At 55.3% G+C, this 23869-nt stretch carries 22 protein-coding genes and 1 tRNA gene; 13 read left to right on the forward strand and 10 right to left on the reverse strand.

Annotated elements, in window-relative coordinates:
• Positions 1-65 precede the first annotated feature (65 nt).
• From NRG23_RS25550 to NRG23_RS25565, 4 genes are all read left to right on the forward strand, one after another.
• A complete protein-coding gene (locus tag NRG23_RS25550) occupies positions 66-620 on the forward strand; it encodes a hypothetical protein (protein ID WP_257372733.1) in 555 nt (184 codons plus the stop codon).
• 150 nt (positions 621-770) lie between these two features.
• Positions 771-1157 carry a GIY-YIG nuclease family protein gene (locus tag NRG23_RS25555; RefSeq protein ID WP_257372734.1) on the forward strand — a complete coding sequence of 129 codons (387 nt, stop codon included), beginning with the start codon at positions 771-773 and terminating at the stop codon, positions 1155-1157.
• A gap of 57 nt (positions 1158-1214) precedes the next feature.
• Positions 1215-1700, forward strand: coding sequence for an SLATT domain-containing protein (locus NRG23_RS25560; RefSeq protein WP_257372735.1), 486 nt, complete (start codon positions 1215-1217; stop codon positions 1698-1700).
• A 427-nt stretch (positions 1701-2127) separates the two neighbouring features.
• The gene (locus NRG23_RS25565; protein WP_101283414.1) at positions 2128-2406 is read left to right on the forward strand and encodes a DUF3077 domain-containing protein; all 279 of its coding nucleotides are present in this window, start codon (positions 2128-2130) and stop codon (positions 2404-2406) included.
• Positions 2407-2632: 226 nt separating this feature from the next.
• On the opposite strand, the gene NRG23_RS25570 is transcribed toward NRG23_RS25565, so the two are convergent.
• The 4 genes from NRG23_RS25570 to NRG23_RS25585 form a co-directional block, all read right to left on the reverse strand.
• Positions 2633-3028, reverse strand: a complete 396-nt coding sequence (locus tag NRG23_RS25570; protein ID WP_038634921.1) for a hypothetical protein — start codon at positions 3026-3028, stop codon at positions 2633-2635.
• On the reverse strand, positions 3025-4494 hold the full coding sequence (locus NRG23_RS25575) for a PAAR domain-containing protein (RefSeq protein ID WP_257372736.1): 1470 nt from the start codon (positions 4492-4494) through the stop codon (positions 3025-3027). The genes NRG23_RS25570 and NRG23_RS25575 overlap by 4 nt, the downstream gene beginning before the upstream one ends.
• A gap of 97 nt (positions 4495-4591) precedes the next feature.
• Entirely contained in the window at positions 4592-4864 is a 273-nt protein-coding gene (locus tag NRG23_RS25580) for a hypothetical protein (RefSeq protein WP_101283410.1), read from the reverse strand.
• Positions 4851-5639 carry a VacJ family lipoprotein gene (locus tag NRG23_RS25585; protein ID WP_041984297.1) on the reverse strand — a complete coding sequence of 263 codons (789 nt, stop codon included), beginning with the start codon at positions 5637-5639 and terminating at the stop codon, positions 4851-4853. The genes NRG23_RS25580 and NRG23_RS25585 overlap by 14 nt, the downstream gene beginning before the upstream one ends.
• A gap of 168 nt (positions 5640-5807) precedes the next feature.
• On the opposite strand from NRG23_RS25585, the gene NRG23_RS25590 reads away from it, so the two are divergent.
• Positions 5808-6518 (forward strand): response regulator, encoded by a 711-nt coding sequence (locus NRG23_RS25590; protein WP_009050668.1) that lies wholly within the window; start codon positions 5808-5810, stop codon positions 6516-6518.
• Complete coding sequence (locus tag NRG23_RS25595; protein WP_110176018.1) at positions 6515-7858, forward strand: cell wall metabolism sensor histidine kinase WalK; 1344 nt, start codon at positions 6515-6517, stop codon at positions 7856-7858. Before NRG23_RS25590 ends, NRG23_RS25595 begins: the two co-directional genes overlap by 4 nt.
• A gap of 64 nt (positions 7859-7922) precedes the next feature.
• Here the strand turns inward: NRG23_RS25595 and ppk2 are convergent, their stop codons facing one another.
• Positions 7923-9011 carry a polyphosphate kinase 2 gene (gene ppk2 / locus NRG23_RS25600; RefSeq protein ID WP_257372740.1) on the reverse strand — a complete coding sequence of 363 codons (1089 nt, stop codon included), beginning with the start codon at positions 9009-9011 and terminating at the stop codon, positions 7923-7925.
• Between the two features lie 491 nt (positions 9012-9502).
• Here ppk2 and NRG23_RS25605 point away from each other — a divergent pair, with 491 nt between their 5' ends.
• Positions 9503-10729: an SH3 domain-containing protein gene (locus NRG23_RS25605; protein WP_257372741.1), complete on the forward strand. Its 1227-nt coding sequence runs from the start codon at positions 9503-9505 to the stop codon at positions 10727-10729.
• A 570-nt stretch (positions 10730-11299) separates the two neighbouring features.
• On the opposite strand, the gene NRG23_RS25610 is transcribed toward NRG23_RS25605, so the two are convergent.
• The 4 genes from NRG23_RS25610 to NRG23_RS25625 all read right to left on the reverse strand — a co-directional run bounded on the left by NRG23_RS25610 (position 11300) and on the right by NRG23_RS25625 (position 16418).
• Positions 11300-13189, reverse strand: a complete 1890-nt coding sequence (locus NRG23_RS25610) for an ATP-dependent helicase (protein ID WP_257372742.1) — start codon at positions 13187-13189, stop codon at positions 11300-11302.
• The gene (locus NRG23_RS25615) at positions 13186-15018 is read right to left on the reverse strand and encodes an ATP-dependent endonuclease (protein ID WP_257372744.1); all 1833 of its coding nucleotides are present in this window, start codon (positions 15016-15018) and stop codon (positions 13186-13188) included. Before NRG23_RS25615 ends, NRG23_RS25610 begins: the two co-directional genes overlap by 4 nt.
• Before the next feature lie 720 nt (positions 15019-15738).
• Complete coding sequence (locus NRG23_RS25620; protein WP_257372745.1) at positions 15739-16161, reverse strand: hypothetical protein; 423 nt, start codon at positions 16159-16161, stop codon at positions 15739-15741.
• A gap of 172 nt (positions 16162-16333) precedes the next feature.
• A tRNA-Leu gene (locus NRG23_RS25625) sits at positions 16334-16418 on the reverse strand.
• Positions 16419-16526: 108 nt separating this feature from the next.
• On the opposite strand from NRG23_RS25625, the gene queA reads away from it, so the two are divergent.
• The 6 genes from queA (at position 16527) to NRG23_RS25655 (ending at position 22613) form a co-directional block, all read left to right on the forward strand.
• A complete protein-coding gene (gene queA / locus NRG23_RS25630; protein ID WP_028683321.1) occupies positions 16527-17576 on the forward strand; it encodes a tRNA preQ1(34) S-adenosylmethionine ribosyltransferase-isomerase QueA in 1050 nt (349 codons plus the stop codon).
• 14 nt (positions 17577-17590) lie between these two features.
• On the forward strand, positions 17591-18706 hold the full coding sequence (tgt, locus tag NRG23_RS25635; protein ID WP_162096445.1) for a tRNA guanosine(34) transglycosylase Tgt: 1116 nt from the start codon (positions 17591-17593) through the stop codon (positions 18704-18706).
• A gap of 47 nt (positions 18707-18753) precedes the next feature.
• Positions 18754-19089: a preprotein translocase subunit YajC gene (gene yajC / locus NRG23_RS25640; RefSeq protein WP_007929510.1), complete on the forward strand. Its 336-nt coding sequence runs from the start codon at positions 18754-18756 to the stop codon at positions 19087-19089.
• A gap of 62 nt (positions 19090-19151) precedes the next feature.
• Positions 19152-21020 carry a protein translocase subunit SecD gene (gene secD, locus NRG23_RS25645; RefSeq protein ID WP_009050646.1) on the forward strand — a complete coding sequence of 623 codons (1869 nt, stop codon included), beginning with the start codon at positions 19152-19154 and terminating at the stop codon, positions 21018-21020.
• Between the two features lie 9 nt (positions 21021-21029).
• Positions 21030-21944: a protein translocase subunit SecF gene (gene secF / locus NRG23_RS25650; protein ID WP_009050645.1), complete on the forward strand. Its 915-nt coding sequence runs from the start codon at positions 21030-21032 to the stop codon at positions 21942-21944.
• A 120-nt stretch (positions 21945-22064) separates the two neighbouring features.
• Complete coding sequence (locus NRG23_RS25655; RefSeq protein WP_009050644.1) at positions 22065-22613, forward strand: glycine zipper 2TM domain-containing protein; 549 nt, start codon at positions 22065-22067, stop codon at positions 22611-22613.
• Positions 22614-22846: 233 nt separating this feature from the next.
• Here NRG23_RS25655 and suhB read toward each other — a convergent pair whose 3' ends face one another.
• The gene (gene suhB / locus NRG23_RS25660) at positions 22847-23662 is read right to left on the reverse strand and encodes an inositol-phosphate phosphatase (protein WP_007929514.1); all 816 of its coding nucleotides are present in this window, start codon (positions 23660-23662) and stop codon (positions 22847-22849) included.
• Positions 23663-23869 lie beyond the last annotated feature (207 nt).

Here is a 23869-nt window from a genome sequence, read left to right on the forward strand (position 1 = left end):
CGACCAGCAGGCTCGCTGAGTTGGCTGGCCACGACCGATTCGATTGACCTTCCCAGGAGTGATCCATGCGTAACCTTTGTGCCAGCCTGTTGATCGGCGCGACCGTTCTGTTGTCAGGCTGCAACACCACACCCTATGACAGGGCCACCATCTATTACGACCGCACGCAGTTCACGACTCAAGTCAGCAAAGACTTCCCGGACATCAAGGGACCAATCCTGCAACACGGTCGCTGCTCGCTACTGATCTCCACTCCGGGCTCTACCACCGGCACCTACCACTTCTGCACCTTCGCCCTGACCCAGGACGAACTCTACGTCCAGGGCTGGGACGCCACGGCGCTGAAGTACAAGGAAATCCTGCGGGTCGACCTGTCGACCCTGAGCAAGGTCGCTTTGGATTCGTACTTCCGGACCAACCAGGTGCAACTGATCGAACAACGCCGTCAGAGCGCATTGAGTGTGATGATCGATGATGGTGGCTATCACGACATGGCGGCGACGGAGCGTGTGTACGAGACCATCAAGAAACGCGGAGTAACTGTGGTGAAGAGCGAAGGGATGATGATGCCGCCGGCCCCGCCAACGCCGGTGGTGATTCCGATTGTTATCCCAAGGTGAGTGTATTTAGTTGGGAGTCAGTGAGGTGATTAGTTTTCTATCAGATAGCTGTTCTGGCTGCTTGAGGTGTATGTGACCGCTTTTTCTGATTATTTGAAAGAGGTGGACTTTGATGCGTTTTTTCGATGCTTCGAAAAGATGGAGTTGTATTTGACTGAATCCAGTAATTCTTTATCGCTCAGCCGCTCTGAAATTTACTCGGCAGATCCTGGTGTTTACTGTATTTATGAAGGCGATGCTTTGATTTATGTTGGTGAGACAGGTTCTCTTAAAGCTCGTATGCAAGACTTATTTAAAACCGTAAATCATTCATTTCGCCGGTCTTTCGGGAAGGCTAAGTTTTCCCATTTGGATGGTGTTAGTAGGGTAAGTGCTAAAGATAAATTTCCGGAGGATGTTGAGGTTTTGGTTACAAAATATATGGAAGAGAATCTCAGGGTTGTGATTCTTCCAATATTGATTGGGCGTAAAGAAGTTGAGGAGTCAATAGTTAGAGGTTTTGCTCCGATATTTAACTCTAGAGGTCGGCGCGTTTGATATTGTTTTTGTTTGGTGGGTAGGGTTACCTTTTTGTTTTTATGCTGAGGCTGATTTATGGGCGGTCGTGATGATATTTGTTTGGTGCTCAAACAATGGTATGAGCGTACTTCTGTCGTAGCTGTTGGGCATTATCGGGCGGCTTTGCGTTACTCAAGAATTCATTTTTGGCTTGCTGTTCCAACGGTAGCGCTCTCAGCGATTGTTGGAACAACAGTTTTTGCAACAATGCAGCAGCAGATTGGGTTTTGGTGGCAGTTAGGGGTTGGGGCAATGAGTGTATTAGCTGCTGTAATGACCGCATTGCAAACAACGCTTCGATATCAGGAATTGGCAGAAAAACATCGTGAGGCAGGGGCTAGATATAATGCTTTAGGAAGGGAGATTGAGTTGTTGTTGTCATATTCAGATCTTGATCTTAATGTTGTTAGTGAGATTAGGGGGCGGATTGATAAAATGGCGCAAGAGTCACCACATATACCCCAAGCTGTGCATGATCACATGAAGGAGAGAGAGGATTTGAACGTTTGGGGTAAGCGCTAGGTCAAATTAATGGCTTGGAAAATTGTCTGGGTGAGACCCTTGGGGTGATAGAGGTAAACTTCGAAATCTCTAGTTTCGAAATACCGTTTTGTTGATGTTGGGTACTTGGCCTAATATTTGTACATCGCTACCAAATTAGCGGTCGGGCCTGGAAATCCGTAGAAACAATAGGCGCATAGGCGCCGCCTTGCATTAGAATGTCGGCGCTTTTTTGTGTCCACACACTTTGCTATGGCGGCTGTGCGCGGGAGGTCTTCGGACCTGCCGGGTTCCTATTGTCCCGGTTTCCAGCCTGCGTACAGCTGCCACCCTTTCGCCTGGAAACGAATGTGGCAGCTCATCACATAGGAGCTAGTCGCATGGACGTTTTGACTCAGTATCTTCACCTCACAATCTCCAGCCTTCTGGTAATCACCGGAGGTGCACAATGAGTGCTTCAATCAAAACTCTCGGTACCGTCACCTTCGCCCCTACCGGCGAATCTCAACACTCCCTGTTCCGTGTCAACCCTGACGTGCCGCTGCGCGAGGCACTTGAGCACGTATCGCAGTTGCTGTTCCACGCCAAGATGCTGGCCCTGGATGCGGCCATGGAGCGGGACGATCGTTATGCCTGGGCGTCCCATTACTTCAGTGAGATGGGCAAGGCGATTGTGGATGATCTGTGCCTTGGCGAGTGGCCGGTAGCGGGCGGTCGCCGGCCCTGATGTGATCATCGTCGCCCGGATGTAAGCCCTGAATGAAGGCCCTACTGGTGGGCCTTCATGCCAAAGCAAACGCGTAATGCCAACCGCGCTCGTTGGTTTCCTTCAAGCGCAGATGGAAGCCTCATGAGTGGCACAACAACGTTATGAGGATACCGAAGGGAATTCTGGCTGCTATATGAGAGGGACGGCAGGATGCAAAAAAGGCCCTTAAAGGGCCTTTTTGTATTCAGGTGAAGCACTCAATTAATTTCATTGCACTAACCGACAACAGCATGCTTCCCCCAAGCCCCCATATAATATAGTGCGATACGATGAGCCTTCTTTTAAACGGCTGGGGGAAAGTATCTATCTCGTTGGCGTCCAGTATGCCTTTTTTAACATGGGAAGTAGGGCGAGCTAAAAAACCTGCCACCATGCCGACCATTACCAGCCTTCCCCAAGGACCCATGTGAAGATAGAACCTGCTCCCGGTTATTGCCTTGCAGTTTTTAACGTGGCCAAGTATTTCCTCCATGCGGGTGTACCCCCAATAGAGATAGATACCACCCATGCTGAATATTCCAAGAAAAGTCAGGATGCATAAAACAACAAAAAAATCATGTGGGGAGCTAATCAGGTTCATTTTCCTTTCTCATATATAAACTCTCCAATGCTCTCGCCCCCAGCTTCACCCAGTTTCCCTGCCGCATAAGAGCCCCCTCCGATGACTATCAGGCCGCACACCACGCTACCGATGCCACCTGTAGGGACTCCGATGGCCACACAAACAGTTCCGGTCGCGGCGGTACCTAATGCCATTCCCGCAAACATTCCACCTGCTACCCCGCCCGTAAAGCTTCCGGCTTCGGTGAACCGTACTTTCTCACAAGCCTCCTTATTCCCCGCTGAGCAAACGTCCTGAACCTTCACATAAGACGCTCCACCGCCCAATGCTGTCCCAAGCCAACCGCCCAACTTAAGTACCTTGGAGGCTCGGGAAACACCCTCAATATGCGTGGCGTACCCTGGAATCTGACCTACCGCACCCGCCTGGGTCCAGCGATGCACCAGACTCCGACTGGAAATCCCCAAGGCGCTTTTAAGGCTGGGGTGATCGGGGAAGGCAATGCTCATTTTCGTGATGGAGGTCAGGTTGGTATCCAGTTGTGCAAACAGCTTTCTCCTTTCACTGAAGAACTCAACGCTGCGCAAATGCCCATCCCGCAGAAAGAACTTCTGATGGAGTTCTTCGATATCCAGCAAGGTTCTTTTCAAGCTGTCCATATGGTTGCCCACGGCCGCCGTGCTAACACCTAAAGCAGTCGAACCATAGGACAGTATCGATTCAACCTGCACCCGATACTTGAGCATAAAGGCCGCTTCTTCATCGCTCATGGACGCCAATGCCGCACTGACCTTCTCCGCCGCTTCCATCAGCAAGGCTTCTTCACGGGTGCATTGGTAGTTGTCGGGATGACTGAGCACAACAAGTTGCCCAGGTTTGGCAGGACTCGATAGCTGAGGATTGAGCCGGCGGAATTTCTCCAGCACAGCCTCATCGGCTTGACCGAACAGCACCGTCTCCAGCGCAGCGCGGGTCATCGGCGTTTGCACGATATGAAACCCCGGTTCCACCAGATGTTGTGTGTCCTGCACGGACAGCGGCGGAGAAACGATATTGCCGTGAGCAACGCTCAGGCCGCGTACCTGATCCCGCGGCACCGCATCGGCAAACTCATTCTGCGGATACCCCTTATGAATCGCGTCGGCCCAGCGCTGGGTATTGATCACCGCGGGCCCGATGTAATCGCTGTCGAGCGGGATAGTCGGTTGATTCCCGGAGCAGACCGTCCGCTGAGTAGCGATCAGGCGGTTGGCCCCGGTCGGGCAGCCGCACTGCACAAGGCCACCCTCCACCGCCGTGGCTTGGTGGTTATCCGCCCAGGTGTGATGGCCTTCGGCGATATAGCCCACCGTCTGGCACACCGGGCACCACACCGGGTCGGCAATGCGGGCGACCCGTTGATCCACGACAAAGGTGGTGGCCGATCCGGCAATGACCTTGCCGCCGGTTGTGGTGGGGTCGCCTTCCCTGATGACAAAGGCCATGGGCTACGTTCTCTTTGAGGAATGGGCCTCGAACGTAACAATGCCTATCAGGCGGCTGAATCAGGCGATCCTGAAACGCCTTACCCCTTGGCTGGCATCACGACGCAAGACCACTGTCCACCCCTCGCACCAACACCTGCGGTTCCCCCTGCTTGATCACCCAACGAATCAACTCGCTCACGCTGATGCGGTGCTGGCGCTCGACCCATTCCAGGCCTTCGGGGCTGTAGTGTTCACTGTAGCGGCTGAGGGTCAGGTGTTGTTGGTCGGCCGAGAGGCGCAGGCTGACTTCGCGGCATTGCAGGGAGGCGTCGCCGTGTTTGGCCACGCGTTGCAGCAGGACCAGGGCGTCGGTTTCAGAAGTCATCATGGGTCGCTCCTTCACAACGATGTTTGGCGGGGCTGGTAGCGCCTTGCTTGCCTTCCTGTACGAAGGCGGCGCGGTGTTCGGCGTTCACGTCGCGCAGGGCGCTGTAGTAGTCGGGCATGGTTTTCAGGCTGTCGGTCAGCGGCAGCAGGGCGGCGCGGCCGTCCACTACGCCACCGACCATGGCGACGGTGCCCAGGGTCTGCACGGTGTCGCTGTTGTCGCCGAAGGGGGAGACCACGAAGTTGAGGATCTTGCCCACCGAGTCGCGGCTGTTGTCGGTGCCCAGCAGCGGCAGTTCGACGATGGGGCCGTTGCCGATGCCCCACACACCGAAGGTCTGGCCGAAGTCGGCGGTGTGGCGCGGGATGCCGAGCGGGTCCGAAACGTTGAACAGGCCGAGTACGCCAACCGTGGTGTTGACCGCAAAACGCCCCAGGCTGTTGACCGAGCGTTGCGGGTTGCCTTGCAACAGGTCGTTGATGAAGACCTTGGGTTCGCCGAAGTTGCTCGCGAAGTTATGCACGCCCTGTTGCATGAAGTCCGGCAGGCGGCGGTAACCGCGGGCGACCGGTGCCAGTGCGTAGTCGTCAACGGCCTTGTTGAAGGCGAATACGCCACGGTTGACCGGCTCGGCGGGGTCATAGATCGGATAGTCGACCTTCGCGCAGTCGGGTTGAGTGGCAGATCCCGTGCTGGTACAGCCCGCCAGGTAGGACAGGGACAGCAGCAGGGCGGTATGACGACACAGGCGGGTGGAGCACAGGAATGAGCGCATGGGCGGACGACCTTGGGAACAGGGAGGCCGATGCTGGCATGGACGTTTTGCCTGAAGATGTCTGCTTTATTGCGGGGTTGTCGGTTTGTTACCGCGTTGAAATATATGACGGGCCGCGGCCAATGGTTTTGAATGACAGTACTTTCCGAGCTTGAGTGATACGCACTGGTGAGCAGTCTGTTGATCGTGGACGACGACCTTGAGGTCCTCGCGCTGCTGAAGAAATTTTTTGTGCAACACGGCTACTCGGTGGAAGTCGCCACCGAGGGCGCTTCGTTGTGGGCGGCGCTGGAGCGGCAGGTGCCGGACCTGATCATTCTCGACCTGATGCTGCCGGGGGAAAACGGCCTGACCCTGTGTCAGCGCCTGCGCCAGCAGCACGCCGTGCCGGTGATCATGCTGACCGCCATGGGCGAGTTGAGCGACCGCGTGGTGGGGCTGGAAATGGGCGCCGACGATTACCTGAGCAAACCCTTCGATGCCCGCGAACTGCTGGCCCGAGTGCGCGCAGTGCTGCGCCGCGCCGGGGAGAGCCGGCCGGTGGTCGGGGAGGTGCCGCGCCCGCTGATCAGGTTCGCCGATTGGCAGCTGGACCTGACCCGCCGCGAGCTGCGCTCGCCGGATCAGGTGATGATTCCGCTGTCGGCGGGGGAGTTCGACCTGCTGCTGGTGTTCGTCGAGCATCCGCAACGCATCCTCAGCCGCGAACAGTTGCTCGACCTGGCGCGCGGGCAGGCCCATGACGCCTTCGATCGCAGCATCGATGTGCAGGTCAGCCGCCTGCGACGCAAGCTGGAGTTCGACACCAAGCGCCCGGCGATGATTCGCACGGTGCGCAATGGCGGCTACCTGTTCACCCCCAGCGTGACCCGCCAATGAAAGTGAGACACAAGCCGGGCGGCCCGCGCGACACCATCGCCCGCTGGATCGCCCTGACCACCCTGATGGCGATGCTCACCGCGCTGGCCTTCAATGCGCTGTTCGTGCAATTGGCCGGAGTCTGGGCCAAACCGCCGTTGAGCGAATCCGGCCTGGTGGAAAAGATCGCCTCCATCAGCAATATGATCGACGCCTCGGAGCCGGGGCAGCGCGCGCGCCTGGCCGAGTCAGTCAGCGACCACGGCCTGAGCGTGACTTGGCACCCGACGCGACGGGATATCGAGGTGCCGGTAGTCGATGAGCCGGAGTACCGCGAGGGCTCGACGAAACTGAAACAGCTGCTCAGGCCCGGGGCGGGGCACATTGAAGCCTACCAGCCCAGCGACTGGCCGGAGCCGGGCGGACCGTATGCGTTGTTGATCCAGATGAGCGATGGCTCCTGGCTGATGTTCTCCTCGCTCTCGCGCAACTGGGGGCTGGATGAGGGACCGCGCAATCTGATCGTGATCGGTCTGGTGCTGTTGTCCACCGTCCTGGTCGCCTTGATCGCCACCCGCCGCCTGGCCCGGCCCCTGCAGCAGTTCGCCCTGGGCGCGCGGCGGTTTGGCGTGGATTTTCGCGCGCCGCCTATCGAGCCGGTCGGCCCCCACGAGATTCGCCAGGCGATCCTCGCATTCAACGCCATGCAGGCGCAGTTGCAGCACTTCATCAAGGAGCGCACGCAGATGCTCGCGGCGATCTCCCACGACCTGCGTACCCCCCTGACTCGCATGCGCCTGCGTGGCGAGTTCATCGAGGACTCCGAGCAGCAGCGCCGGTTGTTCCATGACGTCGATGAGATGCAGGCGATGATCAATTCGGCCCTGGAGTTCTTCCGCGACGATGCGCGGCTGGAGGAGGCGACGTCTTTCGATCTGGCGGAGCTGCTGCAAACCCTGGTCGACGATTACCGCGACCAGTCCATCGACATCGCGTTCAGTGGTCCGCCGCGCCTGGTGTATTTCGGCCGCCCGTTGGGGCTCAAGCGGGTCATGAGCAACCTGCTGGAAAACGCCATCAAATATGGCAGCGAACCGGCGATTGAAGTGGTGGCGGATGCCGAGCAGGTGAAGGTCTGTGTGCTGGATCGCGGGCCGGGGATTCCCGTTGAGTGGCAGGAACAGGTGTTCGAGCCGTTCTTCCGCATGGAAAGCTCGCGCAATCGCAACACCGGCGGCGTCGGCCTGGGGCTCTCCGCGGCGCGGGCGATCGTGCTGGAGCACGGCGGCGAACTGCGCTTGCGCAACCGTGACGGTGGCGGGTTGCAGGCCTGTGTGCTGTTGCCGGTGCAGGGTATCTAGCTGGTCGGACCCGCTTCAGGACCTTTCATCGATCCTGGAGCAGGCCCTCTTCAAGGCTGGCTGCTTACGCGAGCGTCACCTGTGGATTGCGCACCGGCTCCGCGGCCGCTTCGTTGTACACCCGCTCGTCTTCTTCCATGACCCGCGACGCCCGGCCGACCAGCACCGGGTCGGGTTGATGGGCCACGCGCAGGTTCTTGCCTGGGTAGTCGAGGGAGTGCAGGAAGTGGCGGATGCAGTTGATTCGCGCGCGTTTCTTGTCGTCCGACTTGATCACCGTCCAGGGCGCATCGGCGGTGTCGGTGTGGAAGAACATCGCCTGTTTGGCGGCAGTGTATTCGTCCCACTTGTCCAGCGACTTGATGTCGATGGGCGAGAGTTTCCAGTGCTTGAGCGGGTCGTCGCGGCGCGAAATGAAGCGCCGCAGTTGCTCGTCGCGATTGACCGAGAACCAGTACTTGAACATCAGGATGCCGCTGTTGCACAGCATGCGCTCCAGCTCGGGCGTCTGGCGCATGAACTCCAGGTATTGCAGGGGCGAGCAGAAGTCCATGACCCGCTCGACACCGGCGCGGTTGTACCAGGAGCGGTCGAAGAACACCATTTCCCCGGCAGTGGGCAGGTGCTGGATGTAACGCTGGAAATACCACTGGCCCTGTTCCTGCTCGCTGGGTTTTTCCAGGGCGACGATTCGTGCACCACGCGGATTCAGGTGCTCCATGAAGCGCTTGATGGTGCCGCCCTTGCCCGCGGCGTCGCGCCCCTCGAATAGCACCACGACGCGCTGCCCGGTTTCCTTGACCCAGCTTTGCACCTTGAGCAGTTCGATCTGCAGCTCCTGCTTGGCCTTTTCATACTCGGCGCGACGCATGCGGCTGCGGTACGGATAGCTGGCCGGCAGCTTGGCGGTGGAACTGTCTTCATTGCTGCCATGGGGCGCGCTGGCCACCTGCAGGGCGACCGGCTGCTGGCTGATGGCGCTGATTTCAGCTTCGGCGGTCTTGGCCGCGGCAGGTTTAGTGGTCGCACGTGGCCGGCGTGGGCGTGGGGTGGCCGGTTTGCGTGGGGCGCTTTTGCTACTGGCCGTAACCGTCGGTTTGGCGGCTGGCGTGGCTTTTTCGGGAAGGGGACGCGCGGTGGATTCTTCGCTCATATCGGGCCTGTCTGATCGCTCCAATGTCTTTCAGACAGTTTATGGCGCACAAAACCGGGCTTCTTGATGCGTATCAAGGAAGCTTTTGAGCAGCTCTGTATCGATGCTTTTGCGTTTGCCTGTAGGAGCGAGGCTTGCCCGCGAAACAGGCGCTGTGCAGTGTCAGTCAATCCGCGTCATCGTTCATCGCGAGCAAGCTTCGCTCCTACAGAATCCTGGCGCGAAAGGGTTGCGGCACTTTTCTGCAGGCGAAAAAAAAGACCTTGAATTTCAAGGTCTTTTTTAAGTTTGGTGCCCCGAGGGAGACTGTAGAGTTCCATAGGGGCTAAGGTCTTCAGCGTTATTTTAATCATAGGGATACAGGTTGGGATACAAGCATTGGCGTGCTGCGCATTATTCTACTGCGCATCACCGTGCATATACTGCTCAGATGTCGCGTCTACGGATGAAGTTTTTCGCGATGACATTTTTTAGCAGTAGAGAGCTATTCCATGACCAGCGAGAAAGAGACCAAGCAGCAATCCACGGATGGTGGAAGGTTTGATGATTCCGAGGATCGGAGTTCGTCGGCTCCGACCCCTTTGCACGCCTCAAACCCTGCGCTTTATGCCGCACCAGGTCAAAAGTTCTCTTACTCGCTGCCTGATCATTCGATTACGTCTTCAATCGACAAATATCTACGCCAGTCCAGCTCCGTCCAAAAGCTAATTGATGCAACAGACAAGCTATTAAGGCCATCCGCAGCTATCCAAGCTGTGATCGATGCCACCCAAAAGATGATGCATCCCTATCGCGATTTTGAGGCTGTTTTGCAAGCCACGGATCGAGCTCTCCTTCCATATCGTGAAATTTATGCGGCGATGGCAGCTACTGAGCGGATGTTTAGACCCTCACCGGAGATCCAAGCTCTATTAGACTCGACTGGAAAGTGGCTTCAACCGTCACGCGAAATGCAGGATCTAGCGAGTTGGACTGAAAAACTCACTCGAGCCTACAGTCAGCACCATGCGGCGTCCTTTGAAGCTGTCGAGATGGCACTGCAGCAATCAGACTCACTGAAATCAGTAATTGCAGCGATGAACACCTACCGTTCTACGTCATCGCTGAGATCCCTTTTAAGTAGCTTTGAAACCCTGCAAGAGTCTCCCGTTTTTGATTTGTTGGTCTCTACCGATCCTACGAGGCTTCAATCACTTATTGAGGATTATCAGGAGGACGGAGATCGTTCAGATCTTATTGATACCTCCTCGACTTCACAGGATGTAGAGGCCGAGATTGTTCAGGCTCTTAGTACTGGTTCCGATGCGCGGAGCCTTACAGCTCCAGCGTTGATTTTCCTGATGATGTTCATTACCGCAGTGCACACGTTTTATGATGATCTCAGTAAGTGGAATGACTTTCGTGAGTCTGTTTGCGATATACAAGAACGACTCGGAGCTTTCGATTCTCTAGCTCATGCGCGAAAGCTTGTTCGCACTACACTCTGCGACGCTCCTAGAGGGGTGAGCGAGAGCTTTCGGTTGACCAAGAGAGAAGGGGTCAATCTGCGTGAGGATCCTGGGATGAAAGCGGAGGTGATCATGACCTTGCCGAGATATGCACCCTTGGAGGTGATGGATAGCACTAATCGTGATTGGCTGTTGGTTAGCTACAAACACGAGGGGCTAGAGATAGAAGGTTGGGTTTCTCGGAAGTACGTTCGACCAGCATCGCGTTGACTGCCACTCAATCGGAGCCCGCAAAACTGCCGGGGGCCCCTGAGGTTTCATACACTACACGGGGTCGGAAACCCGCGGGATCTTGTTAGTGGTAGGCACTCCAGCTTATTGAAATTCAGTCATCGAAATTGATAGGACACGATTGAAAAAAGGCCATCGTTATCGCATTGGTAACGATGGCCTTTTGTGTTGATGATTCCGCACGCCTGGTGTCGTCAATCAAGTAAAACCGTTGGAACAGCAAGACATTTTTCGACCACGAGTTCTTGGTCAGCTCACTACGTGTCTGACAAAAGGGAGAAGCCCATCTCTATTTTGGTGAAAGAGAGGACCTTCTTGCTATTGTTCTGTATCAACGTTTTAAGGTTTTCTTTTTGATTACATTGCTTATGTCGGCCTTGAATGCTGAGTTATCGGTAAGAGTCGGTGGATTTTTACTATTGGCTTGTTGGTGTTGGTTCAATTGCAACATTTTTCGCTTACATTTTGTCAAAAGTATATTGAGTGTTGAAGTTGATGTTTTTGGAAAAAGCGGTCATAAGTAAATTAGGGCCGCTTGTTTTAGTGGGGCTAATTCATCATCTGGGTTACAAATCTGGAAGCTCGCTGAGCCTTGACATCACCCCATGGCATTTTCTTTTTCTTAGGGTAGGTTATATATATCCATCTTCTGGATCTCGTCACTGCGACGAACGCACTGTTTCGCTCCTCATCAATCTCATGAGGCAGTTTTGCACGATAGTCCGGAAACACTCCCTCGCACATGCCCATCAAAAAAACGATATCCTTCTCTAAACCTTTCATTGTGTGAACCGTGCTTAAAGTCAAACCCTTAGGGTCATACTCCCCGGCGAGCTGCCCTAATGCCATTGCGTTTCTGAAGGCTAGCAGCGACTCGCCAAGCCCTTTCTTCTTGAAGACGGTCCAACATTCTCTGAATTCATTTATCTCGAGAAGTGATATTTCTACCTCCTCATCCCTTTCTGGAGTGTCTTGTTTACCGAGCTCTATTAGCTTTCTCTCGAAAGAAATATGAAGTTTTGGAATGCTCGGTTCGTCAAGTTTCAATTTGTGGATTTCTTCTAGAAGATCTGCCTGCAGGTCTGGAAAAGGTATTTCGGCTGAACGAGCCTTTCTGGAAAGTTCAATCAGAACGTCTTCGTCACCCCAAGTAACCGGAGGGTCTACTTTAAGCGCGGAACAAAGCTTTTTGCCGTCAACCCAGTCTTTAGGGTTTAACTTTAGGCGTAGTCCTAAATCTAAAACTTTTCCGAATGTAGAGTTAGGCTCCGCGCTACGCTCACCTTTCTTTAAAGAATAAGCTATAGAGTTGGCTTTCAGCTTCTCTTCAAGTGGCAAAAAAACAAACCGATTTCTGCCAATGACGACCATATTTTTTAATGTTATTCGTCCTTCGATCTCTGAATGCTGGCCCAACGCAAGGATGTTTTGTATGCCTTGGCAAATCCATTCTGCTTCAGCGTTTTCATCCTCAAGCGCCGCGATTTTTTGGTCTCCCTTCAATGCGAAATTTGTGACCACTTGAGAGCCTGGTTTTAGTTTATTTGCGAGTCCAACGACCGCCTGAGAACTTCTGTAGTTTTCAGTAAGTGTGTAACAATCTGGAGAGAAGTCGCGGACGAAATATTCACAAAGAAATTTATGCGACGAACCGTTGAATCCGTAAATCATTTGATTAGGGTCGCCTACCATAAAGACGCTTTTGATATCTTCTCCACAAAGTGCTTTTATGAATTCATATTGAGCAGTGTTAAGATCTTGAGCTTCATCTACAAGTATGTGTTTGAATTGTGTTCTATAGATTTCTGCGCACCAAGGCTGTTCCATGAGTATGCGATGGGCATATACGAGAATATCATCAAAATCTATACCCCCGCTTTCTATTAGGGTTTGCTGGTAACCACTGAAGGTGGCCCAGAATCCTTCTTCGGGGTATCGGGACTTAACTTCATCTTCAGTTAGTAATTCCCTTTTTATGATTGAAAAACTATCCATGTAATTTTGGATTATTTGAGATCTATTTTTTCTAAGATTTGCGTCGTCAACTTCTAAAAAGCTGTCGATATCAACCCCGCTATCGCGCAAGGATTGAAGAAATATCGCTTTTCTATCCTGGTCACGCTCGAAGATTTGAAGATCCACTGGAAGACCAATAGTGTGACCATATTGGCTAACCACTCTTTGGGCCACTGAGTGTATTGTGGATATCCAGCACCTTTCTTCAGATTCATCTAAATCTGAGAGACGGTGCAGCATCTCCTCCGCAGCCTTGTTAGTAAAGGTCAGCGCAATCACTCGATCTTTTCTAGTGGAGGTTATGATATGCCTAACGCGCTCCGTGAGTACCCTAGTCTTCCCTGAGCCTGCTGAGGCAAGCACCTGAATAGCACGGTCTAGAGGAGCTAGTATTATCTGCGATTGACTCGAGGAGAGATTCATAGCGCGGCCCATCCATTCTGAATCTTTTCAAAAAAATCGATGACCTTTGGAGGTAAATCTTTGTTATCTAGTTTACATAAAGCCTGAGCGATCATCGGAGCATATCTGGTTTTATTGGAATCCAAGATTTCAAGGATAGCACGGGTGAGACCTCCCTCTGCTTTGTAGTCTCTTAATTGATCTTCAAATATAGGTTGGCCACATTCTTTACAGGGAGGTCGATTGGTTTTCTTTCTGCCGAGCAATGCCCCATCTCTGGTTTTAATCCAATCGTCGATGAAACTTTCTCCATCTGTATCTAAAATGGTTTTTTCAATCAAGTCATGGTAGCCGTTGCTCAGTAAGTAGCCCTCGAAATCAGTTCCATCGAGTACTGTAATATTGCCATTGTTGCAGATATCCGTTCCGGGATGAATATCTGAATAGTGCTTTTGTAGGTTTTTAATGGCTGCAGCTTCTCCATCGCTAAAAATAAAAGCTGGAATCGAGAAGTCTTTAGCGAATGTCAAAAAAGGTAAGTATTTTTTTCCGGATCCACCGACCCCTATAAACGTTATGCCAAGAGCAAACGGGTCATGGTTGAAATATTTTTTGAACAAGATTGGAAGCGCCTGCTCTTCCGTCTCTCCTTCACATAAGATAATTGCGTTAGAGAATAATAATTCTCCTCGTGAATGTATAACTTCCCTTTGAAGCCTTCTTTTGGCCTCATCATCTAGGTCTGCTCGCAGCATATCAACGTGAACATCATCTCCGACACGCCTGATGTGTCTAAGATTCTCTTGACTACACATGGCCGCAAGATAGGGCGAGTGTGTGCTGACTATTACTTGGCGCTTTGAGTCTGCTAATTGTGAGTATAGGGTTTTTTGCGCATTAGGATGAAGGTGTGCCTCTGGCTCTTCTGCCGCCAGTATTGGAAGGAAAGGCTCTGCTTCGCTGATATGCTTCTCAGCTGTCATATCTAAGAAGGATTTAACCGTCAACATTGAAGCCCAGCTGCGCGTTCCCATTCCATGGTATTCCATGGAGAAAGAGTTCGAGGCCGATTCCCCAAAATGAATTGAGAAGTGCTTAGAAAGATCGCGTATTTTCTTGGGGAGAGGAGTGATTTCTGCGCTGCCAGAACTGCTGAAGGATTGGCTTAACCCTTCAAGATGTTTTTTTAAGTTTTGAAGTTCTGGGCTTTTAGCAACCGCTTCGTCATTTGCTGTTTTGATTATGCCCTCTAGAGTGGCTATATCCTTTTCATCATAATTGATATTCGATAATACCTTGCCGATGAATGAGGATTTGTCTCGTAGCTCAAGGTGGATGTCACGCTGAGCGTCAATTGGGATTAGTGGTATGTTGAATTTTTTATTGCCAATTTTTGATTCGCGAACTTTTTCAGTTGTCCAGTTAGCTAAGTTCGGCCAGCGATCCAGCGTGCTTCTCAAAGTCTCAAATCCGCCCTTGATAGCGTTAGGGCTACTCCTAGTTCTTATAGCGAGAAATTGCTTTCCGTCTGCTTCGGACTGAATGTTATCGCCCAGGTGCTCAGCCCACTCATTAGAAAATTTCTGGGCTCTATCACCATCTTTATCTATAGCGATGACTCTTACATCTACTAAGATGAAGTTGGCTCTAGTCTGGTCTCTGGCGATAAAAAGGTCTTCGTCAGCGACATATCGAGAGTAATCGCCTAATGCTAGCTGGAAGGCCTTGATAATTGACGTTTTCCCCGAGTTGTTCGTGCCAATCAAAACGGCAACTTTTGGAAGAAAAATTTCAATGTTCTGAAGTCCCCTAAAACCACTGATTCGAATAGTGTCTACTTGGATATCCATTCTGTTGGCACTCCCGATGAAGTTATATGACTCTACTACTATAGTGTTGCGGTCAACAATAGGGGACGTGGGTGAGATGCACAGACCTTCGATGCCAGCAAATTATTCCACGACTCAATTAACAGTGGAGTCGAGGCATCCGTGCTAGCTAGAACAAAAAATCTTTCCACAATTTGATGCTCTCAGCATCATTGTCGCGCTGACAGAATGGTATCAGGCATGAGGAAATGGGTACTGAAACGGGTCTGCCTACAGGGGGAATGTTCTTTAACCTATGTATCAGGTTGACTGGTTCAGCCAATAAAAAGACGGACATCCCTTGAAAAATTTCAGCTAGAGGAAACCTGCGAGTACGGTGACCCGTGTAGGGGGCCCCCCTCCGGGAGGACCCGTAAATTCTCTGGTAGAGGAGGGGGCATGCTCCGGCGAGCCAGGGCATGACCTTGGAGCTTCGTAGCGATCTGCCGCGCTAGTTTCCGCTGAGGGTTTAGCCCTCAAATGGGGCCAGGGGAGCGCTAATCCACTGATGCCTAAATATAGGTGTTCCATGTGTTCCATGTGTTCCAGAACCGTTGGAAGCCATGTGGTACGGGGCTTACAGAGGTGGAACACAAAAAATGAACAACTGGAACACCAACTTCGCGGAACACGTTCGGTGTTCCGCGAATGCTGCTCCGGTTGGGTGTGGATCACCGCCTATGGTGATGATATGGGAATGGCTTAGGCCGCTAAGATTTGCTCTGCAGTGATCCCTGATGCCTTGTTACTGACCGTACGTTCACAGATGTACTTAGGACCGGTGGGAGCCTGTAAAGGCACATACAGATCATGCAGCGAGCTATGCCAGCCCAACGCTTTCCGAGTGGCGTGTAGCTGTGCTGCGACATTTGCAAATTCCTGTGCGGTTCTGTCCAGGCGGTCGGCCAGCAAGAAACGAGCTGCTCGTAGTTGGTCGTTGTGGAGATCAGTTAAAAGTCGATTTGTTTTGGCGATTGCTTCATCCAGCTTTTCAACCTCGATCGTCAACGCGCTCACAACGGTCGCAACTCCGCGCTTGCCTCGGGTCGCCTGCGTCACTTCCTCAGAGGCGATTTTGAGCGCCTTCTCAGCGCGCTTTTCTGCTGCATCGTCTCCATCGCTCAATGCACAGGCATACTCGGTTTGCCCGTGACGCAGACGCTGCGTGGGGCAGTTGCACCGCGTCATCGTTCATCGCGAGCAAGCTTCGCTCCTACAGAATCCTGGTGCGCGGGGGAGGTGGCACTTTTCAACAGGCGAAAAAAAAGACCTTGAATTTCAAGGTCTTTTTTAAGTTTGGTGCCCCGAGGGAGACTCGAACTCCCACTTCTCTCGAAAACGGATTTTGAATCCGCCGCGTCTACCAATTCCGCCATCAGGGCTCAATGGCGGCGAAGTATAGAGACGTGCCTACCGTTGGTCAATCAGGTTTCATGGTCAATTTTGGCTATTTCCGCTAAACTTTCCGGCCCTGCTAGACGAACCCCATCATGCGTGTTGCTGACTTTACCTTCGAGCTCCCTGATTCGCTGATCGCCCGCCATCCCCTGGCCGAGCGTCGCGCGAGTCGCCTGTTGACCCTGGATGGGGTCACCGGCGCCCTGGCCCACCGTCAATTCACTGATTTGCTTGAGCATTTGCGCCCGGGCGACTTGATGGTGTTCAACAATACCCGGGTGATTCCGGCGCGCCTGTTTGGCCAGAAGGCCTCCGGCGGCAAGCTGGAAATCCTGGTGGAGCGAGTGCTCGACAGCCACCGTGTGCTGGCCCATGTGCGCTCCAGCAAGTCGCCGAAACCGGGTTCGAAGATCCTGATCGAAGGCGGCGGCGAGGCCGAGATGCTGGCCCGTCATGACACCTTGTTCGAGCTGGGGTTCGCCGAGGAAGTGCTGCCGCTGCTGGAGCGCGTCGGCCATATGCCGTTGCCTCCTTATATAGACCGCCCGGACGAAGACTCGGACCGCGAGCGTTATCAGACTGTGTATTCCGAGCGCCTGGGCGCCGTGGCTGCGCCGACCGCGGGGCTGCACTTCGACCAGCCGCTGCTGGAGGCGATTGCCGCCAAGGGCGTCGAGACTGCGTTCGTGACTCTGCATGTCGGCGCCGGCACCTTCCAGCCGGTACGGGTCGAGCGCATCGAAGATCACCACATGCACAACGAATGGCTGGAAGTCAGCCAGGACGTGGTGGACGCGGTGGCCGCCTGCCGGGCGCGCGGCGGTCGGGTGGTGGCGGTGGGGACCACCAGCGTGCGTTCCCTGGAAAGCGCGGCGCGTGATGGCGTGCTCAAGCCGTTCAGCGGCGACACCGACATCTTTATCTACCCGGGCCGGCCGTTCCATGTGGTCGATGCCCTGGTCACCAACTTCCATTTGCCCGAATCCACACTGTTGATGCTGGTTTCGGCGTTCGCCGGTTATCCCGAAGCCATGGCCGCCTACAAGGCCGCCGTCGAGCATGGATACCGCTTTTTCAGCTACGGTGATGCGATGTTCATCACCCGCAATCCCGCGCCACGCGGTCCTGAGGAAACAGCATGAGTCGCACCTGTCGTATGTCTTTCGAGCTGCTCGCCACCGATGGCAAGGCTCGTCGCGGTCGTCTGACCTTCCCCCGTGGCACCGTGGAAACCCCGGCCTTCATGCCGGTGGGCACCTACGGCACGGTCAAGGGCATGCTGCCTCGGGACATCGTCGCCACCGGCGCCGAAATCATCCTGGGCAACACCTTCCACCTGTGGCTGCGCCCGGGCACCGAAGTGATCAAGAAACACGGCGACCTGCATGACTTCATGCAGTGGAAAGGCCCGATCCTCACTGACTCCGGCGGTTTCCAGGTGTTCAGCCTGGGCGCCATGCGCAAGATCAAGGAGGAGGGCGTGACCTTCGCCTCGCCGGTCGACGGCGCCAAGGTTTTCATGGGCCCGGAAGAGTCGATGCAGGTCCAGCGCGACCTGGGCTCGGACATCGTGATGATCTTCGACGAATGCACCCCGTACCCGGCCGACGAGGACGTCGCGCGGGTGTCCATGGAGCTGTCGCTGCGCTGGGCCCAGCGCTCGAAGAACGCCCATGGCGACAACACGGCGGCGCTGTTCGGCATCGTCCAGGGCGGCATGCACCAGGACCTGCGCATGCGCTCCCTGGAAGGCCTGGACAAGATCGGCTTCGACGGCCTGGCCATCGGTGGCCTGTCGGTGGGCGAGCCCAAGCACGAGATGATCAAGGTGCTGGACTACCTGCCGGGCCAGATGCCAGCAGACAAACCTCGTTACCTTATGGGTGTTGGCAAGCCGGAAGATCTGGTTGAGGGTGTGCGCCGCGGTGTGGACATGTTCGATTGCGTGATGCCAACCCGTAATGCCCGCAATGGGCACCTGTTCATTGACACTGGCGTGCTGAAGATCCGCAACGCGTTCCATCGCCATGATGATTCGCCGCTGGATCCGACCTGCGATTGCTATACCTGCCAGAACTTCTCCCGTGCTTATCTGCATCATCTGGACAAGTGCGGCGAAATGCTGGGGAGCATGCTCAATACCATCCATAATTTGCGTCATTACCAACGTCTTATGGCTGGTTTGCGCGAGGCTATTCAACAGGGTACATTGGCCGCCTTTGTCGATTCCTTCTATGCCAAACGCGGGTTGCCCGTGCCGCCTTTAGAATAAGTTCTAAAGACGTTTAGACCCACTTTTGTAATTATCCGGAGTGTTACATGAGCTTTTTTATCTCGACTGCAATGGCTGACGCTGCTGCACCTGCTGCTGGCCCTGCTGGCACTGGCTTTGAGTGGATTTTCCTGGTCGGTTTCCTGGTCATCTTCTACCTGATGATCTGGCGTCCACAGGCCAAGCGCGCCAAAGAGCAAAAGAACCTGCTGGGCAGCCTGCAAAAAGGTGACGAAGTTGTGACTACTGGCGGTATCGCCGGCAAGATCACCAAAGTGACCGATGACTTCGTAGTGCTGGAAGTTTCCGACACTATCGAGATGAAGTTCCAGAAAGGCGCTATCGCTGCCACGCTGCCAAAAGGCACGCTGAAGGCGATCTAAGTTTCATCTTTTACCAATCGACGGGGCGCGCAAGGCGCCCCGCTTCATAAACGGGCGGCGTGATGCTGAACAAATACCCTCTGTGGAAATACGTACTGATCCTGGCGGTGCTGGCGATCGGTTTTATTTATTCCGCTCCCAATCTATACCCTGATGATCCGGCCATTCAGGTCAGCGGCGCGAGCACTGCGTTGCAGGTCACTCAGGCGGATCTGGATCGTGCGAGCAAAGCGCTCACCGACGCCGGGATCAACGTCAAGGCAGCGACCATCGCGGCCAAGGGCAAGGGCGGCCTGTTGCGTCTGACCAAGCAGGAAGACCAGCTTCCAGCCAAGGACGTCGTGCGCAAGGCCCTGGGTGACGACTACGTCGTTGCATTGAACCTGGCACAAACCACCCCGCAATGGCTGCGCAACCTCGGCGCGCATCCGATGAAGCTGGGCCTGGACTTGTCCGGTGGTGTGCACTTCCTGCTGGAAGTGGACATGGAAAAAGCCCTCGACGCACGCCTGAAAGTCTACGAAGGCGATGTGAAGAGCCTGCTGCGTAAAGAGCGCCTGCGCTATCGCAGCCTGCCGCAGCTCAATGGCGCCATTCAGCTGGGCTTCAGCGATGAAGCGACCCGTGAACAGGCACGTACGCTGATCCGCAAGAACTTCAACGATTTCGACATTGTTCCGGCCGACCTCAATGGTCAGGCGGTGCTGCGTCTGGCGATGACCCCGGCCAAGCTGGCGGAAATCCGTGAATACTCCATCAAGCAGAACTTGACCACGGTGCGTAACCGCGTCAACGAGCTGGGTGTCGCCGAGCCTCTGGTTCAGCGCCAGGGTGCCAACCGTATCGTGGTTGAGCTGCCGGGCGTGCAGGACACCGCTGAAGCCAAGCGTATCCTGGGCAAGACGGCCAACCTTGAATTCCGTCTGGCCGCCGAGCCGGGCGCTTCGAAAGCCACTTCTGAATCTTTCGAGTTCCGTGAAGGCAATCGTCCTCCTGCGCTGATCGAGCGTGGCCTGATCATCACCGGTGACCAGGTGACCGACGCCCAGGCGGGCTTCGACGAACACGGTCGTCCACAGGTGAACATCAAGCTCGATGGCCACGGCGGCGAGCTGATGAGCCGTTCGACCCGCAGCAACGTCGGTCGCAGCATGGCGGTGATCTTCATCGAGCAGAAGCCGACCACCACTTACACCAAGCAAGTAGTCGACGGTGTCGAGAAAGACGTCGCGGTGCAGAGCTTCAAGGAAGAGAAGAAGATCATCAGCCTGGCGACCATCCAGTCGCCGCTGGGTAGCCAGTTCCGCATCACCGGCCTGAACGGCCAGGGCGAGTCCTCCGAGCTGGCGCTGCTGCTGCGTGCCGGTGGCCTGGCCGCACCGATGTACTTCGCCGAAGAGCGCACCATCGGCCCGAGCCTGGGTGCCGACAACATCACCAAGGGTATCGATGCGTCGCTGTGGGGCATGCTGTTTGTGTCGCTGTTCATCATCGCCATCTACCGTTTCTTCGGCATCATCGCCACTGTGGCGCTGGCGCTGAACATGGTGCTGCTGCTGGCCCTGATGTCCTTGCTGGGGGCTACGCTGACCCTGCCGGGTATCGCCGGTATCGTGCTGACCATGGGTATGGCGGTGGACGCCAACGTACTGATCTTCTCGCGGATACGTGAAGAGATCGCCGCCGGCATGACCGTGCAGCGGGCAATCAATGAAGGCTTCGGCCGGGCATTCACCGCGATTCTCGACTCCAACCTGACCACATTGCTGGTCGGCGGGATTCTCTTTGCCATGGGCACCGGCCCGGTCAAAGGCTTTGCGGTGACCATGTCCCTCGGGATCTTTACCTCGATGTTCACGGCCATCTGGCTGACCCGCGCGATGGTCAACCTGATCTTCGGCGGTCGTGACTTCAAGAAGTTGTGGATTTAAGGGGCTGCCATGTTACGTACTATCAACTTCATGGGCGTCCGCAACGTTGCGTTCGGCGTCACCCTGCTCCTGACCGTTCTGGCGCTGTTCAGCTGGTTCCACAAGGGGTTGAACTACGGCCTGGACTTTACCGGCGGTACGCTCATCGAGCTGACCTACGAGCGTCCGGCGGATGTGATGAAGGTTCGTGCTCAACTGAGCGAATCCGGCTATCACGAAGCGATCGTGCAAAGCTTCGGTGCCACCACCGATCTGCTGGTGCGGATGCCGGGTGAAGACCCGCAACTGGGCCACCAGGTGGCAGAAGCGCTGCAGAAGACTGGCGGCGACAACCCGGCGCAGGTCAAGCGCGTCGAGTTCGTCGGCCCGCAGGTGGGTGAAGAGCTGCGCGACCAGGGCGGCCTCGGCATGCTGATGGCGCTGGGCGGCATCCTGATCTACCTGGCCTTCCGCTTTCAGTGGAAGTTCGCGGTAGGTGCCATCGTCTCGCTGATCCACGACGTGGTGGTGACCGTAGGTATCCTGTCTTTCTTCCAGATCACCTTCGACCTGACGGTGCTGGCGGCGGTACTGGCGATCATCGGTTACTCGCTCAACGACACCATCGTGGTGTTCGACCGGGTGCGTGAGAACTTCCGCGTGCTGCGCAAGGCCAGCCTGATCGAGAACATCAACATCTCGACCACCCAGACCCTGCTGCGCACCATGGCGACCTCGATCTCCACCCTGCTGGCGATCGCGGCGCTGCTGTTCTTCGGTGGCGACAACCTGTGGGGCTTCTCCATCGCATTGTTCGTGGGTGTTCTGGCGGGTACCTACTCGTCGATCTACATCGCCAACGTGGTGCTGATCTGGCTGAACCTGAGCAGCGAGGACCTGATTCCTCCGGCCAATACCGATAAGGAAGTCGACGACCGTCCATAACGGTTTCCGCTTCCCGGCAGGCAGTCGAAAAGGCGCGAGTATTGAACTCGCGCCTTTTTTTATGCTCCAAGGCAGGGAGAAGCGCGGGCTTGTCCCGCTTGTGATGGTCAGGAGGTTCACGTGAACAAGTCGATGCTGGTTGGTGCGGTATTAGGTGCCGTCGCTGTGACTGCTGGGGGGGCTGTTGCCACCTACAAGCTGGTCAATAGTGGCCCTGAGTATGCGCAGGTGCTGGCAGTTCAGCCGGTCAAACAACAGATCAAAACACCGCGTGAAGTATGCAAGGACGTCACCGTGACCCGTCAGGCTCCGGTGAAGGATCAACATCAGATCGCCGGTACGGTGGTCGGTGCACTGGCCGGCGGCCTTCTGGGTAACCAGATCGGCGGCGGTACAGGCAAGAAGATCGCCACGGTCGCCGGTGCGGTCGGCGGTGGTTACGCCGGTAACAAGGTGCAGGAAGGCATGCAGGAGCGTGATACCTACACCACCACCCAGACTCGCTGCAACACGGTCAACGACATCAGTGAAAAGGTCGTGGGTTATGACGTGAAGTACGAGCTGAACGGCAAGCAAGGCCAAGTGCGTATGGATCGTGATCCAGGCAGCCAGATTCCGGTCAACAAGGAAGGCCAGCTGATCCTGGGTCAGAACCAGCCGGCGCAATAAGCCTTTCGGCGTCAATCAAAAAAAGCACCCTGCGGGGTGCTTTTTTATTGCCTGTGGCTTGGGTTTGCTTCTGTAGGAGCGAGGCTTGCCCGCGATAGCTTCAGCCCCGAATGAGGCTGATATACCGCGGTGCCCAGATCGCGGGCAAGCCTCGCTCCTACAAGGAAAGTGGTTTCCGACAAATCCCAGGCATAAAAAAAGCACCCCGCAGGGTGCTTTTTTGTCGCTGGCGCTTAGCGCTTCAGCGAAGCCGGCAGATGCGGCTGGATGGCGGTGAGGACCGCCTTGAAGCATTTGGTGTTGCCGGCAACCACGTGGCCTTTTTCCAGGAAGTCGTGACCGCCGGTGAAGTCGCTCACCAGGCCGCCGGCTTCTTGGATCAGCAGGGCGCCTGCAGCCATGTCCCACTCGGACAGGCCTGACTCCCAGAAGGCGTCGAAGCGACCGGCGGCCACGTAGGCCAGGTCCAGGCTGGCGGCGCCAGCGCGGCGGATGCCGGCGGTCTGGCCAACCAGGGCGCGGAACATGCCCAGGTAGTTGTCGAGGTTGTCCATCTGGTCGTCACGGAACGGGAAGCCGGTACCCAGCAGGGCTCCGTCCAGGCTGGTGCGGCCGCTGACGCGCAGGCGACGACCATTCAGTTGTGCGCCGCGACCACGGCTGGCGGTGAATTCTTCCTGGCGCACCGGGTCCAGAACCACGGCGTGTTCCAGGCGACCACGGTATTTGCAGGCGATGCTGACAGCGAAATGAGGAATACCGCGCAGGAAGTTGGTGGTGCCGTCCAGTGGGTCGATGATCCACAGGTAGTCTTCGCCTTCGCCGCTGCCAGCGTGCAGACCGGTTTCTTCACCGAGAATGCCGTGAGTCGGGTAGGCCTTGCGCAATGCGTCGATGATCTTCTGCTCGGCAGCGCGATCAACTTCGGATACGTAGTCTTTGGCGTCTTTTTCGTCGACCTTGATGGTATCCAGGCGCTCGATGGAGCGGAAAATCAGTTCACTGGCGCTGCGGGCGGCGCGCAGCGCGATATTCAGCATTGGCTGCATGGATAGGTCACCTAAGGTTGTTAAAGAAAGCCGAGCATTCTAGCAGAAAACTTTTGCAGATGAAGGTCGACATTCGCTCCGCTTGCCTCGGACTGTCGCTCGGGCCCATAAATACGCGGACATTTTGACGAGCGGCAGTCCGTCTGGAGTTGGCCGGCTTCTATAAGGTGCCAGCCAGAAGCAGTTATTTTTGAGGCGGGAGCGCTG

The organism is Pseudomonas sp. T8, from assembly GCF_024610635.1.
Classification (GTDB): Bacteria; Pseudomonadota; Gammaproteobacteria; order Pseudomonadales; family Pseudomonadaceae; genus Aquipseudomonas; species Aquipseudomonas chlororaphis_I.